We start from the raw sequence: 13,708 nt of genomic DNA, 5'->3' as shown, positions 1-13,708 counted from the left end.
AACTAAAACTTAAACTTTATTAAAATAAAAAGGCAATTTTGCTTCTAAATTAACCTCTTTGCCAAAAATTTTTTTAGACAATACTATATTACTAGCATGCAAAAACATATATTTACTATACGGCATTAATTTGTCATTGCCATATTTATTATCACCAAATATTGGACAACCTAGTAATTTAGCATGCAATCTTAATTGATGCATTCTACCCGTAATCGGAATAAATTCAACCAAAAACAAGTTATTGGTAAGTGATTTAAGTAATTTATAATAAGTAATGGCAAGTTTACCATTATTCGTTGAAATATCAGTAATATTAAGAGTACTTCCTTTAGTTTTTTCTATATTACTTTTAACCTCTCCTTGCTCTTTAATTGGTTTTCCATAGGTTACAGCGAGATAGGTCTTTTCAACCAATTTTTCTTTAAAAGCATCATGAAGTTTTACGCTACTTACATAATTTTTAGCAATTAAAAGCAAACCGCTTGTTTCTTTATCTAATCTATGTACTAACTTAAAATCAGCTCCTTGACTGTTTAAATATTTTAATGCAGAATCGACCGATAAATTAATTTTACTACCGCCTTGCGTTGCAAGACCCGCAGGTTTATTAATCGCTATTATATTATCATCCTCATATATTAAATATTCAGTGGTAATTTTCTTTGCTAATGTAATTTCAGCATCAGTAAAAACTAGTTCAGTTGGTTGAGCTATAGGTAAATTAAACTTATCATGAATAAAAATTTCATCACCCTCCACTACTCTTAAACTCGCTTCTGCTTTTTTAGAATTAACGATTATTTGCTTTTGACGTAATGCTTTTTCTATCACTCCTTGGGTCAAAAGAGGATATAGACGCCTTAAATATTTATCTAACCTTAAGGCGATAGGGCTGTTTACAGTGATGATCATTAAGAATTTTTTATTAGAGAATAGCACCAAATTACTACAGATAAAAGCACTATAGCAAAAAATTGATGCATAGAAGCTGCTATTATAGGAACGTAATATAAAAGAGTAATTATGCCGGTAGATAATTGTATTAATAAAGCAATAGCCAAATAAAATGCTACTTTATTCAATTTTGGATTTTTAACTTTTAACAAAGAAATAATCAAAGCTATGATGATTATAGACAAACTATAAGCACCTAGACGGTGTATAAACTGGACAAAAACCGGATCAGACCAATTTTTGAAGCTAATGAAATTATCTTTTATTTCTATAGGAATAAAATTGCCACCCATCAATGGAAAGCTATTATATATTAGCCCTGCATCAAGCCCCGCCACTAAAGCACCTAAAAAAATCTGTACATATATTATAGCAATAGCAGCAACAGAAAATATTAGCGGTAATTTTAAATTTATTTGTGATGGAATTAGTAAAATATCACAACAATTTTTGACTAGCTTATAAAAAAGTAAATGATAAATAATTATAGCAATAATTAAATGAAAAGCTAAACGAAAATGGCTAACAGATGGGTGGTTAACTAAACCGCTTTTTACCATATACCACCCCATAAAGCCTTGCATGCAGAATAACAGCAAAACAATTATATAGGATAATACATCACGATTTTTTATGATCCCTTTAAAATAAAAATACATTAAAGGTAATACATATATCAAACCTGTAGCCCTACCAAGCAGGCGATGCACAAACTCTAATAAATAGATGAATTTAAACTCTGATAAAGTCATCCCGTAATTAACTGCATTATATTCCGGAAATGCTTTATATTTAGCGAATTCAGCTTGCCAAGCATCATAACTAAAAGGGGGCAAAATACCCGTTACCGGACGCCACTCAACTATCGACAAACCAGAATCCGTAAGCCTTGTTATCCCGCCTACAATAATCATCGCCACGACCATTATACAGCAAGTTAATAGCCATTTTGTGACTCTTTCAAAGTCATTCCTGCGTAGGTGAGAGTCTAGAAACAAATTTGAGAACATAAAACAATAGAGATTTAGAGTCAATCATAATTTTTGTCATATCTTGCTTTAACATATGATTCTTTTAGCAGCTTAAAACATTCTTTTTGCTCAGGAGTTGCTATAGGAAAAACTTGTAATAACTCACTGCTATAATTTTTTGCTCTATTGCCTAACTTTTTTATATCATGCAATTTTGGTTTATAATTAGAAAAAACTAATAAAATAGTATTATAAAAACTTTCGGTAGCTTGATGAAGATAAAAAGCACTTTTGTTTAATTATCCTCTTTCAAATGGATATTTACAATCTATTAGAAATCCGCACCCTTCTCTAAACCACTCTTCAAAATAATCTTGAGCGATTTCTTTCATTTCACTCCAAGGCAAATCTTTAGCTTCACTTAAAACATACTCTCTACTATCATACAAAAGAATACCTTCTTTTTTGATATCGGTATAAAAATAGCGTCCTTTTTCCAGCTGTCTATTTATTTCTTCTATGGATTCGAGGATTATAGATATCTCTGACTCGTATGGGATAATCTGATCTTTTATTACTCCTGTCTTTATTAATCTTTTATATATATTATCTTCTAAATTTAAAGTAGCATGACCTTTATACTTACCTTTCTTCAATATTATTAAAATATCTGTATCACTATGATAGCCGTTAGGTAAATCACGTACCCAATCACCTCGTGCAAAAGAGCCATACAAAATAATCATAGCAATTTTATCTTGAGCAAGTTCTAAAATCTGCTGCACTATAAAATTTAGCCTGCCCCTAATATGTAAAGAGCGTTCAGGTAGTTCGGTTTTCATTGAAATATTTATTTTCTATAGCCAAGGTGGTATGACATTGTTGCGTGGATCACTTATGTCATTCCCGCGGAGGCAATGCTTCCTTGCAATGATGTATATTACCCCTCACCGCCTCCGCTATCCTCTGCCACAGAACTCTCTTTATTAGCCGTAGGGCGGTTCTTATTCGATTTTTTATTACGATATCTGCGTTTTGTCTTTTTTGGTAGAGGTTTCTCTTCTACTACTACACCATCATCCGTAATCTCTACTTCTTCCTTTACAAGACTTACTACCTGATCTTTTACCTCTTTTACTTCAGGCGTTTTTTTCTTTTCTTCACTAACAACATTATTATTATTGCCTGTTTTCCATTTATGCTTGTTTTTACGTAGCTGCTCTTTTTTAGGCTCTTCTTCGGTATAATCAGCACTATGATTTTGAATCACTGGCTTACCAGCATTGAGGTTATTACTATTTTTCTTTAATAATTTTACTTTCTCGATTGAATAGCTATCAGATGTAGCGTTAGGATCAGAATAAAAATTTAGCCTTATATTATATTTCTCTTCAATAAATTTTATCTCTTGGCGTTTATTATTAAGTAGATAAATCACTGAAGAAACATTAGCAAAAACATTTATTATATCAATTCTATCTTCGAAAATTTCATTTTCAATAGTACGCAAGATTAGCATAGCATTCGACTCGTCGGCTCTAACGACACCTTTACCATTACAATGAGAACAAATTAAAGAATTAGTTTCTAGGAAAGAAGAGCGTAATCTTTGCCTCGAAAATTCAAGCAATCCAAACTGGCTAATATTGCCGGTTTGTATACGTGCACGATCACGACTTAAGAATTCTTTAAAAGATCTCTCGATAATTTTACGATTTTTTGTCTCATCCATATCAATGAAATCAACAACTATAAGACCTGATAAATCTCTAAGCTTAACTTGTCTTGCTATTTCTTTTGCTGCTTCTAAATTAGTTTTTAAGGCTGTTTCTTCAATATTTTTTTCCGAAGTTGATCTACCAGAATTCACATCTATAGAAATAAGAGCTTCAGTTGGATTAATAACAATATATCCTCCTGAAGGTAAAGTTACCACAGGCTGGTATAGCTTAATTAACTGTTCCTCTACTTGAAACTTAGTAAATATAGGCGTTTTACTTTTATGCTCTTTAAGTTTTGTCATCTCTGAAGGTAACAAATCTTGCATAAATTTTGCCGCATCTTCATATGCTTCTTGCCCATGAATTATGACCTCTTTAACATTATGATCACACATATCACGTATAGTTTTACGTATTATGCTGTCTTCTTCGTGAATAAAGCATGGAGCTGGAAATTTAACAGTACTTTTACGGATTTTATTCCATAACCTTGATAAATAGCTATAATCTTTTTTCAGGTCTAAAGTACTACAACCCCTACCTGCTGTCCTGATAATTACGCTATAAGGACTCTTATCGCCGTTTACTACCTTATTTAAAATATTCTTAAGCCTTTTTCTTTCATCACCATTTGATATTTTACGAGATATACCATTTTGTGCTGCTTTATTAGGCATTAAGACACAATATTTACCCGCTAAAGATACATAAGTAGTGAAAGCTGCACATTTATTTCCACGCTCCTCTTTAGTAACTTGAACTAATAATATTTGGTTTTTTCTTATTACGTCTTGTACTTTATATTGCTTATATTGTGGAACATTTTCTTCCTTATCGCTTTGGATAATTTCAATATCATCTGCTGCTTCTAAATTAAGCTCTGACTGAAATTTACTCTCTACTAAATCCTCTATAGCCTTTAGATCGATTTCTTCACCATCGATTAAGGGGTCATATGAAGTAGCTGCCCGCACCTCATCCTCATCATCAAGAATGATATTAGGCGGTACTATCTCAGGAAATGCATTAATTGGAAAATTCTTCTCTGACGCAGGTAAATTATAATAATTAGGATGTATTTCGCTAAAAGGCAAAAAGCCGCTTTTATCCATACCATATTCTATGAACACAGCTTGTAAAGATGGTTCTATTCTTGTTACTTTTGCTAAATAAATATTACCTTTATTTTGTTGTTTTCTTGTTGTTTGAAATTCAATATCTTCTATATTATTGCTTTGTCCCAATAAAACCACTCTTGTTTCATTTGAGAAATTAGCATCAATTATTATCTTTTTATTCATTAATCTCGCTCACTAACTCGAAGAATAAATAATTAATATAACACCTTAAGCATATCTTGTATTAATCTATTTAAATAAGTACCTATCTTTCTTTAAACTCTGTGCATAACCATAGGTAAATTAAGTAGCGAATTATATTATTATTTTTCTTACATTAAATTATTTATCATATATAAAAACTACATTAGATATTTATTTTATATATCTAATGCTATATAAGCTCATCATACTAAAATATTAACTATAAATATCTTAATGAAATTACAAATCTCTTTAATTATTTAGAATAACTATTTATACTAAACTCTGTATATCTAAAATAGTTTTAACCTTTGTATCGTATCTTGATACAGTAAACTTATTAACTATGAGTTATATACCATGTATGTATGTTTAGCAAACACTTAATTTATGACTTTAAAAAACGATTATAAGACAATTTTATTTTCACTTTTGGGAATATTTATTTTTTCTTGTATTAATGCTACAAATTTTTATACTTCTAAAATTTTCTTACTTATAAATAAAGGTTTAGGTGGAGAAGAGATAAATAATATCAATCAAACTAAATTCCTAGGCTCAATAATTGCTGCTTTCGCTTTAACCCAGCTAATCAATAAATTAAGTAATAAAGTAATTATTATTACTAGTTTAATATTGCTCATTCTTTGTACTATTAACTTAGTCTTACTAGATGATTTTACTTTCATTAAAATTAACTTTATTATAATCAACGCAGGAATATTTGCATATTTCACTTCAACAGTACTAGAGATTATTGAAACTTCCAGTGAAAAAAAATATTTTTTCTTAGCTTGTGTAATATTATTATGGGCATGTGGAAATCTAATAATAAACTTAATAAGTCAATTCATTAACCCAACAAATAATACCATAATAATTTGTGCTTTATTATACTGTATCAATATTTTAACTGAGTTTCTGCATTCTAATCCCACTATTCACACTTTGAAATTGGATTCAAAATTTTCATCTTTGATAAAAAATGTGGAATTACAGATATTAACGGGCTTTGTAGTGTCTTATGTTACCTTAGATATATTTTGGTATTATGAAGCATTTGCGTTAAAAAAAGAATTAGCATTAATTAATCTATCACTAATATTGAAATATATTTTTACAGGAATATTTTTTTCCATAATACCTATTTGTTATTTAATAAATAAAGCAAATAAATATTTAGCTAATTTCATATTAACTTTAGTCCTACTCATATGCTTTATTTTATTACCACTACATGGTTGGAACAAAAACCTAAATATATTATATGTTATATTGATCGGAAGTTGCTTAGGATCGATTTTTATCTGCAATATTTTAATATTGATTGATAAATTTAAAGGATATGAATTTAGAACAGCATTATTTTCATACTTTTCTATGTGTAGTGTAGGTATTTATGCTGGTGCTTTATCTTCTAGCGTTCCGTATGGCACAGTTAATGGTAGTGATTTCCTATTTTCTATTTCTGCTGTAGTTGGTAGCTTTGTCGTTTATCATCTATGGTATCTTATTAGCTATAGATTATATACTCGATGAACTTCAAAAATTGGCTACGTCATCCTACAAGTACTGCGGTACTCACGTATTAAGTAAATGCTGCCGCTCCTCGTCTTGTGGATTCCTTGCTCTTTTTGAAGTTGATCTTCGTATATCAGAAGTGTACAATAATACAAAAAATGAAAAATTCCTTAAGTAAAAGAGACATCTCAATATTAATCGGTAATGCGTTAGACCATTTTGATACTGCACTTTATGGGTTTCTTGCTCCGCTGCTTGCTGGCATTTTTTTTTCGAATCACGATAAAATAGTAGCATTAATTTTAACTTATAGCGTTCTTACTACTTCCTTATTTACTCGTCCTATAGGCTCTTACTTTTTTGGAGTAATTGCTAAGAAATATGGTGGGGTTTTTGCATTATCCCACTCTTTAATCGGCGTTGCTTTAACCACTGCTTTGATAGGCTTAATACCCTCGCATGCTCAAATAGGCTGGCTTGCACCGCTATTATTAGTCGTAATTAGGACTATGCAGGGTATATATTCTGAAGGAGAATGTGCTATTGCTAAGTTATTTATTTTAGAGAATAAAGAAGAAAAAAAAGCCTTTAAAGCCTCTTATCTCTATAACACCTCTACCATGGTTGGGATTATTTTTGCATCCTTTATCAGTACTATAGTTTTAAATACTGAATATAATGATTACTGGCGAGTATGCTTTATATTTGGTGGACTTACCGCACTTGTCGGTTATTTTTTAAGGAAGAGTTCCCCACCTTTGTCATCTACTACTTCTTTATGTCAGTCCCGCGTAGGCGGGAATCCAGTAATTAAAAAATACAAATTTTTTTCCTGGATTCCCGCCTACGCGGGACTGACAATACATCACGACCTACTTACAATATGGAATAACAAACTAAATATCATACGAATCAGCTTTGCCATAGGTTTTTCATATATGACTTATATAGTGCCATTCGTCTTTATGAATAGCTTTATTCCTCTAATTACTGATATTTCTCTAGAAACAATGATGAAGTTTAATACGGAATTTCTGATTTTTGATATGATTATGATTCCAGTAATCGGGAATCTAACGAAAAAATTTCATTATCTTAAAATATTAAGAGGCACTCTTATATTAATGATTTTAAGCTTAATTCCTCTATGGTGGTTTTTAAACAACTCATCAATATGTTATGTTAATTTTGTTCGTATATTTATTATATTAGCCGGAGTTAGCTTTCTTGCCCCATTAAATTGCTGGCTAAATGATCTCTTTAAAACTGCCGATAAATATATGCTAGTTGGTATCGGCAGCAGCATCGGCTCTTCACTAATCGGACGGCTTACCCCCTCCACATGTTTAATGCTCTGGCATATCACAAATAGCAGTATATCGATTGCGTTTTATATAACCGTGATATCACTAGTAGCTTTATGGTGTATTAAACCTAAATTGAATTGAGATATTCCTCAGGCGGGCACCGTCAAGTTAAGTAAATTAGTGTCACAAAGTACTATATTTTTAGATTTCAGACAGCAAGAAGTCTTTGAGTAGCTTCATCCCAAATGGATTTAGCGGACGCAAATGCAATTCTTTGCTCAGATGCTGTTTTAGTATATCTTCCAACATTTACAGCAAATATATTTCTGACTTTTCCCATCAGTGATAATGTACATTGTGCTGAATTAGGATGCTTAAATTTAATCAGTATCTTCTTTTCTCCTAGTTGGCTGATGGGCATTCTCAATCCGATTATTTAGTCTTTTATCGGTACGATGCTTAGTCCTAGGACACATATACCTAACTGGTTTAATGTAGCTTTTTAGCTTATCAGTCACAATAACCCTTGGACATGGATAATTACCCAATAATCTTGATAAAAAGCGAATAGCTGATTTCTTGTTACGACGCTTCTGCAGTAATACTTCTAATTCATGTCCCTCAGAGTCAACAGCTCTCCATAATATGAATACTTCACCTTTGATCTTGATATTCATCTCATCCAAATGCCATTTATCAGTTGGCTTTCGCTCTCTCTTACTAATAACATCTTGAAAATAAACTACAAACTTATAACACCAAAACCTTACAGTCTCATGACTTAATATAATACCTCGATAAGCCATCTGCTCTTGAACATCTCGGTAACTATTATTATATTAAAGCGATGATATAACCATACTGTATGGCTAATAATGCTTGCTGGAAAACGATGTCTATTCGGGGCTTGAGTAATATGCATAGCGGTAAAATCTAGGATAAATTGTTACTGCTATTCTATAAATCATTCCCTGTAATTGCTCAATACTTAATTTATACCTCCCTTAACTTGACGGTGCCTTAACAATTGTTGATCAATATCTAAGTTGCAATCTATAAACCAAATAAGATCATAATCTGCTTTATTATCATAAGCATACATCCTAGCAAGCTGAGTTTTTCCCATGCCACTGACACCTACCAAACTAGATTGTTTATATTTGATTAAGTTACTTTTAATCTTTTTTAGTTGTGATATATGATCTATAAAATAACTAACAGGTGTAACAAGATTGGATATTTGTTCCCTTGCAAATATATTATTGCTCATTAATAATATGATGATTATTGATATATATTTTTTCATAGTATTTTTGCTAATTATAATCCTTAGATGTAAAGGTTTAGGATTTTTTCGATCAAAAGCCAATAGGATTTTATTATGAAATGAAAAAGATGAATATTTTAGATTAGGATTTACGGCAGTTAAATATAAAATCAAACGGATTTATTGGTTTATTATCTAATATAATTTCAAAATGTAGATGTTCACCTGTAGCATTACCGGTCTTTCCTTGAGTGCCTATAAATTGACCAAGTGTAACTTTTGTTCCCTCTTTAACATGTATTTCTTTTAAATGAGCATATTTAGTGATAAATTTATGTGAATGTTTAATCTCAATGAAATTTCCGTAATCACGTACTCTAGCGGTCTTAATTACTACTCCGCTTGCTGATGCATATATCGGTGCTTCTTTTTTTGCTTGTAAATCAATGCCATTATGAAAACATTTTTTCTTCCGTTTCTTTTTATGCGGGCTTATTCTATTGCCGTAATGGCTAGTGATTTTAGGTTTGTATTCTGGCAGCATGAGAGGTATTTTAGAAATTATTCTATCAAGTTTTGCTAACTCAGACATATTATTTCTGTGAGTGGTTTTTTTAGCAAAATAACTAGTTTCGGCGTTAGAAAGGAATTTATATTTTGAATTTAATTTCGTAACCAATTCTTTTATAGCAGATATTTTTAAACCAGCAGCGTTATTAAGTTCAGTAGGATTTTTGTTATGGAATTTCTGCAAGAAAATTTTATTTTGTTTAGGATCATTGATTACGACACCTAAATTTTTAGCATATAAATATTTATTGTTTTTATTTGTAAGATTATATAAAACTACTAATTCTGCATGATTTATATTATATTTTTTTTCTAGTTTAGAAGAGGTAGTAGAAAGTAGTGTTTTATCCTTAGAGAATTCAAGAGTACTACAGCTTTGAAGAAAAAAAAGGGTAATTAGTAAAAAAATATTTCTTCGGGTAAACATTAAAAGTCAATATAAGTAAATTTTAGATTTAAAGCATTGCTTAGATATTTTGTTAACTCTTCTAGTTCCTGTCTAATATTAGGCGGGTTAATCAACATCAATCCACATTTTACCATATTCTTATCACTAGATAAAAGTTCATATTCAATAATTAATGTTTCTTTAAATCCGATAGTTTTATAATTGTGGTAAAAATCACTTACTAGTAACAAATCCTTTATAGGATACCAAATCAAAGTAGAATTATTTAAAGCTGAAACTTTGATTTTTCTCAAGGCAGTAATTAGTTTTTGAAACTCATTTTTTACTTCAAATGGTGGATCAAGAAATATTAATCCTCTATTTTCTTTAAAAGGCAGAAAAGCTTTTATAGCATTATATGCGTCAATGCAGTGTGTATTATTTGGTAATAGCTTTTTTAAATCAAGGTAATCAGTCGGATGGAGTTCACAAGCAATTAAACGATCTTGAAGTCGTAATAATTTATTAATTATAAAAGGCGATCCAGGATAAAAATTCTGACCCACGGAATTTATTACAGACAGAAATATTTTTAATGATTTAGGAGTATGATCTAGAGCTTGTAATAATTTACCAATTCCGTTGTTATATTCTAAAGTTTTAGAAGCGGCTTCTGAAGCTAAATCGTATAGTCCAAGCCCTGCAAAAGTATCTAAAACGGCAAAAGGCTTTTCTTTGTTTTTTAGCTGCTCTAAAATCGCAATTAAAACTAGATGCTTAACTATATCGGCAAAATTGCCTGCATGATAAATATGACGGTAATTCAAAGTTATAGACTATATTTTTATTTTAGTAACTTTTCTGCTTTTTCTGACGAGATGTAATAAATTATATCATATTATAATGTCTTATACAAATTAATCATAAAAACTGTTTATTTCTTTACTTGATAAGTTATATTATTACCAGTGCTGGAATAATAAATTGTTAAATTTAAATTATGAAAAAATTATATGTAGCATTATTAACTATAATACTAAGTAGTAGTGTTTATGCTAATAGTCCTCATAACCTTTTTAAAACCGCTCAATATATATTTGGTATTAACTTACATGGTATAATCCATATTGGAGCATTTTATGGTGGTGAAAAAGACTTTTATAAGACTCTAAATATAGAAAATATATTGTGGATTGAGGCTGATCCAGATACATACAAAAAATTATTAGAAAATGTTAAGCCCAATGGTACTACATGTATAGCAGAAAACTTTGCTGTTACAAATGAAAATGGAATTGCTAAATTTCATAGAACTAATAATGGGCAGTCTAGCTCTTTATTAGAGTTAAATTTACATAAAATTATTCATCCAGATGTTTTGTTTAAGGAAACTATAGAGGTAACTCAAAAGCGATTAGATACATATTTTCAGGAATCGTAATATGATGTAAAAAAATATAATGTTATTTTAATAGATGTTCAAGGAGCTGAATTATTAGCTTTGCAGGGAGCGGTAAACACTTTAAAAACGATTGATTATATAATAGCAGAAGTTAACTATGCTGAGCTGTATACAAATGGAACAAATATATGGGATTTAGATAAATTTCTTGCCGATCAAGGGTTTTTAAGAATTGATACTGTTTCTACAACATGTGGATGGGGTGATGCACTTTATATTAGAAATTTATTATTAAAACATTCTGATTCTGTAAAATAAATTAAAAAAAGTGTACTCTCGTTATTAAAAAATTGACAACGATGCTTCCATATACCAATTATGTACTTTGCGGGCAAAAATCTGCATAAGGAGCAATTAAGTTTATCATTAGCTCTTTTTGTTTAGGATTGCTTTCAGCAATTAGTAGAGCTATGTCATTCCTAGCTAGGCATTGTTGCGTGGCTCTTATGTCATTCCCGCGTAGGCTGGAATCAAGTAATTAATAAACACAAATACGATTAGTTTTTACAATCAAAAATTATATTTATTTAAATTTTTTCTGGATTCCCGCCTACGCGGGAATGACATCGAACGCGTTTTTCGATCCATGCAACAAAACCTTGATTAATATTATAGCCTTTAATCAGATATTCTTTAAGCAAGTTAGTAGCCCATTTTCTAAAAGCTATACCTCTCTTAGAATTTACTCGATACCCTACTGATATTATCATGTCTAAATTATAATATTTGGTATTATATATTTTATCATCTAAAGCAGTATGTGCAAAATTTGCACATACTGTATTATCTAATTCTCTATCAATGAGAATTTTATTAATATGCTTTGTGATAACTGTTCTATCTCTATCAAAAAGTTTAGCTAATTGGTTTTGGGTTAACCAAACTGTATCATTATATAATTGTACATCAATATTAACTTCCCCGTTCTCGTCTTGGTAAATTACTAACTAATTTTCTGCTGCTTTATTTATACTCATACTAGGTTCTGTAAACATTTCTCATTAATGTCCCCCTTCGGGGATCAAAAATCCCTCGCCTTTAGGCGAAGGGAAGATATAATGAAATTGCTTTAGCAATGAATTTATATCAAGAAATATGAGAAGTTATAGAAAGAATAGTCATAGTCAGTATGATTTAAAAGTGCATCTTATATGGATACCAAAATATAGGAAGAGAATATTGATAGGCAAAGTATCGGAAAGGACTAGAGATTTACTGAGGCAGATTTGTATGGAACATGAAGTACATATAATTTCAGGGAAAATATCATGTGATCACGTACATATGTTTATCTCATATAAGCCGCAAATATCTCTTAGCAAGTTAGTACAGTATTTAAAAGGCATTAGCTCAAGAATTTTATTGCAAGAATTTACTCATTTACGAAAACAATTTTGGGGGGCACCGTCAAGTTAAGGGAGGTATAAATTAAGTATTGAGCAATTACAGGGAATGATTTATAGAATAGCAGTAACAATTTATCCTAGATTTTACCGCTATGCATATTACTCAAGCCCCGAATAGACATCGTTTTCCAGCAAGCATTATTAGCCATACAGTATGGTTATATCATCGCTTTAATAATAGTTACCGAGATGTTCAAGAGCAGATGGCTTATCGAGGTATTATATTAAGTCATAAGACTGTAAGGTTTTGGTGTTATAAGTTTGTAGTTTATTTTCAAGATGTTATTAGTAAGAGAGAGCGAAAGCCAACTGATAAATGGCATTTGGATGAGATGAATATCAAGATCAAAGGTGAAGTATTCATATTATGGAGAGCTGTTGACTCTGAGGGACATGAATTAGAAGTATTACTGCAGAAGCGTCGTAACAAGAAATCAGCTATTCGCTTTTTATCAAGATTATTGGGTAATTATCCATGTCCAAGGGTTATTGTGACTGATAAGCTAAAAAGCTACATTAAACCAGTTAGGTATATGTGTCCTAGGACTAAGCATCGTACCGATAAAAGACTAAATAATCGGATTGAGAATGCCCATCAGCCAACTAGGAGAAAAGAGAAGATACTGATTAAATTTAAGCATCCTAATTCAGCACAATGTACATTATCACTGATGGGAAAAGTCAGAAATATATTTGCTGTAAATGTTGGAAGATATACTAAAACAGCATCTGAGCAAAGAATTGCATTTGCGTCCGCTAAATCCATTTGGGATGAAGCTACTCAAAGACTTCTTGCTGTCTGAAATCTAAAAATAT

General features: G+C 30.7%; 18 protein-coding genes. 6 read left to right on the top strand and 12 right to left on the bottom strand.

The window, feature by feature from the left end; translation table 11 throughout:
• Positions 1-9: 9 nt before the first annotated feature.
• From BA173_RS02810 to BA173_RS02795, 5 genes are all read right to left on the bottom strand, one after another.
• On the bottom strand, positions 10-915 hold the full coding sequence (locus BA173_RS02810; protein WP_068041446.1) for an RluA family pseudouridine synthase: 906 nt from the start codon (positions 913-915) through the stop codon (positions 10-12).
• Positions 915-1,967 carry a COX15/CtaA family protein gene (locus tag BA173_RS02805; protein WP_068041436.1) on the bottom strand — a complete coding sequence of 351 codons (1,053 nt, stop codon included), beginning with the start codon at positions 1,965-1,967 and terminating at the stop codon, positions 915-917. The genes BA173_RS02810 and BA173_RS02805 overlap by 1 nt, the downstream gene beginning before the upstream one ends.
• 20 nt (positions 1,968-1,987) lie before the next feature.
• A complete protein-coding gene (locus BA173_RS08390; RefSeq protein ID WP_232505982.1) occupies positions 1,988-2,173 on the bottom strand; it encodes a hypothetical protein in 186 nt (61 codons plus the stop codon).
• 54 nt (positions 2,174-2,227) lie between these two features.
• Positions 2,228-2,770, bottom strand: a complete 543-nt coding sequence (locus tag BA173_RS08385) for a nucleotidyltransferase domain-containing protein (RefSeq protein WP_016948406.1) — start codon at positions 2,768-2,770, stop codon at positions 2,228-2,230.
• 98 nt (positions 2,771-2,868) lie between these two features.
• Positions 2,869-4,950, bottom strand: a complete 2,082-nt coding sequence (locus BA173_RS02795) for a ribonuclease E/G (RefSeq protein WP_016948405.1) — start codon at positions 4,948-4,950, stop codon at positions 2,869-2,871.
• 411 nt (positions 4,951-5,361) lie between these two features.
• On the opposite strand from BA173_RS02795, the gene BA173_RS02790 reads away from it, so the two are divergent.
• Both BA173_RS02790 and BA173_RS02785 read left to right on the top strand, forming a co-directional pair.
• Positions 5,362-6,510 carry an MFS transporter gene (locus BA173_RS02790; RefSeq protein ID WP_016948404.1) on the top strand — a complete coding sequence of 383 codons (1,149 nt, stop codon included), beginning with the start codon at positions 5,362-5,364 and terminating at the stop codon, positions 6,508-6,510.
• 140 nt (positions 6,511-6,650) lie between these two features.
• Positions 6,651-7,940 (top strand): MFS transporter, encoded by a 1,290-nt coding sequence (locus tag BA173_RS02785; protein ID WP_068041434.1) that lies wholly within the window; start codon positions 6,651-6,653, stop codon positions 7,938-7,940.
• Between the two features lie 67 nt (positions 7,941-8,007).
• Here BA173_RS02785 and BA173_RS08170 read toward each other — a convergent pair whose 3' ends face one another.
• The 6 genes from BA173_RS08170 to BA173_RS02765 form a co-directional block, all read right to left on the bottom strand.
• Positions 8,008-8,220 (bottom strand): transposase, encoded by a 213-nt coding sequence (locus tag BA173_RS08170; protein ID WP_198387192.1) that lies wholly within the window; start codon positions 8,218-8,220, stop codon positions 8,008-8,010.
• Entirely contained in the window at positions 8,180-8,605 is a 426-nt protein-coding gene (locus tag BA173_RS08165) for an IS6 family transposase (RefSeq protein ID WP_198387191.1), read from the bottom strand. The genes BA173_RS08170 and BA173_RS08165 overlap by 41 nt, the downstream gene beginning before the upstream one ends.
• Positions 8,581-8,721: a hypothetical protein gene (locus BA173_RS08160; protein WP_198387190.1), complete on the bottom strand. Its 141-nt coding sequence runs from the start codon at positions 8,719-8,721 to the stop codon at positions 8,581-8,583. The genes BA173_RS08165 and BA173_RS08160 overlap by 25 nt, the downstream gene beginning before the upstream one ends.
• Before the next feature lie 66 nt (positions 8,722-8,787).
• Entirely contained in the window at positions 8,788-9,105 is a 318-nt protein-coding gene (locus tag BA173_RS02775) for a hypothetical protein (protein ID WP_232505967.1), read from the bottom strand.
• 103 nt (positions 9,106-9,208) lie between these two features.
• On the bottom strand, positions 9,209-10,063 hold the full coding sequence (locus tag BA173_RS02770; RefSeq protein WP_016948402.1) for a M23 family metallopeptidase: 855 nt from the start codon (positions 10,061-10,063) through the stop codon (positions 9,209-9,211).
• On the bottom strand, positions 10,063-10,851 hold the full coding sequence (locus BA173_RS02765) for a 23S rRNA (adenine(2030)-N(6))-methyltransferase RlmJ (protein ID WP_016948401.1): 789 nt from the start codon (positions 10,849-10,851) through the stop codon (positions 10,063-10,065). Before BA173_RS02765 ends, BA173_RS02770 begins: the two co-directional genes overlap by 1 nt.
• A 173-nt stretch (positions 10,852-11,024) precedes the next feature.
• Here BA173_RS02765 and BA173_RS08380 point away from each other — a divergent pair, with 173 nt between their 5' ends.
• Together BA173_RS08380 and BA173_RS08375 are read left to right on the top strand one after the other, a co-directional pair.
• Positions 11,025-11,465, top strand: coding sequence for an FkbM family methyltransferase (locus BA173_RS08380; protein WP_016948400.1), 441 nt, complete (start codon positions 11,025-11,027; stop codon positions 11,463-11,465).
• A gap of 24 nt (positions 11,466-11,489) precedes the next feature.
• Positions 11,490-11,744: an FkbM family methyltransferase gene (locus BA173_RS08375; protein WP_323754858.1), complete on the top strand. Its 255-nt coding sequence runs from the start codon at positions 11,490-11,492 to the stop codon at positions 11,742-11,744.
• A 269-nt stretch (positions 11,745-12,013) separates the two neighbouring features.
• On the opposite strand, the gene rhuM is transcribed toward BA173_RS08375, so the two are convergent.
• On the bottom strand, positions 12,014-12,289 hold the full coding sequence (rhuM, locus tag BA173_RS08370) for a RhuM family protein (RefSeq protein ID WP_410528022.1): 276 nt from the start codon (positions 12,287-12,289) through the stop codon (positions 12,014-12,016).
• A gap of 292 nt (positions 12,290-12,581) precedes the next feature.
• Between rhuM and tnpA the strand changes: the two genes are divergently transcribed.
• Together tnpA and BA173_RS02745 are read left to right on the top strand one after the other, a co-directional pair.
• Complete coding sequence (tnpA, locus tag BA173_RS02750; protein WP_232505960.1) at positions 12,582-12,902, top strand: IS200/IS605 family transposase; 321 nt, start codon at positions 12,582-12,584, stop codon at positions 12,900-12,902.
• An 82-nt stretch (positions 12,903-12,984) separates the two neighbouring features.
• Positions 12,985-13,695: an IS6 family transposase gene (locus BA173_RS02745; protein WP_095568275.1), complete on the top strand. Its 711-nt coding sequence runs from the start codon at positions 12,985-12,987 to the stop codon at positions 13,693-13,695.
• Positions 13,696-13,708 lie beyond the last annotated feature (13 nt).

Source organism: Rickettsia sp. MEAM1 (Bemisia tabaci) (assembly GCF_002285905.1).
Lineage (GTDB): Bacteria > Pseudomonadota > Alphaproteobacteria > Rickettsiales > Rickettsiaceae > Rickettsia.
The sequence above is the reverse complement of the archived record's forward strand: the minus strand, read 5'-3'. Positions and strand labels throughout refer to the sequence as shown.

Coding starts and splice junctions, on each gene's coding strand:
- BA173_RS08385 (WP_016948406.1), bottom strand. CDS start 2,770: ATGAAAACCGAACTACCTGAACGCTCTTTACATATTAGGGGCAGGCTA.
- BA173_RS02805 (WP_068041436.1), bottom strand. CDS start 1,967: ATGTTCTCAAATTTGTTTCTAGACTCTCACCTACGCAGGAATGACTTT.
- BA173_RS08170 (WP_198387192.1), bottom strand. CDS start 8,220: ATGCCCATCAGCCAACTAGGAGAAAAGAAGATACTGATTAAATTTAAG.
- BA173_RS08165 (WP_198387191.1), bottom strand. CDS start 8,605: ATGGCTTATCGAGGTATTATATTAAGTCATGAGACTGTAAGGTTTTGG.
- BA173_RS08380 (WP_016948400.1), top strand. CDS start 11,025: ATGAAAAAATTATATGTAGCATTATTAACTATAATACTAAGTAGTAGT.
- BA173_RS02785 (WP_068041434.1), top strand. CDS start 6,651: ATGAAAAATTCCTTAAGTAAAAGAGACATCTCAATATTAATCGGTAAT.
- BA173_RS02790 (WP_016948404.1), top strand. CDS start 5,362: ATGACTTTAAAAAACGATTATAAGACAATTTTATTTTCACTTTTGGGA.
- BA173_RS02770 (WP_016948402.1), bottom strand. CDS start 10,063: ATGTTTACCCGAAGAAATATTTTTTTACTAATTACCCTTTTTTTTCTT.
- BA173_RS02810 (WP_068041446.1), bottom strand. CDS start 915: ATGATCATCACTGTAAACAGCCCTATCGCCTTAAGGTTAGATAAATAT.
- tnpA (WP_232505960.1), top strand. CDS start 12,582: ATGAGAAGTTATAGAAAGAATAGTCATAGTCAGTATGATTTAAAAGTG.
- BA173_RS08160 (WP_198387190.1), bottom strand. CDS start 8,721: ATGCATATTACTCAAGCCCCGAATAGACATCGTTTTCCAGCAAGCATT.
- BA173_RS02795 (WP_016948405.1), bottom strand. CDS start 4,950: ATGAATAAAAAGATAATAATTGATGCTAATTTCTCAAATGAAACAAGA.
- BA173_RS02775 (WP_232505967.1), bottom strand. CDS start 9,105: ATGAAAAAATATATATCAATAATCATCATATTATTAATGAGCAATAAT.
- BA173_RS02745 (WP_095568275.1), top strand. CDS start 12,985: ATGCATATTACTCAAGCCCCGAATAGACATCGTTTTCCAGCAAGCATT.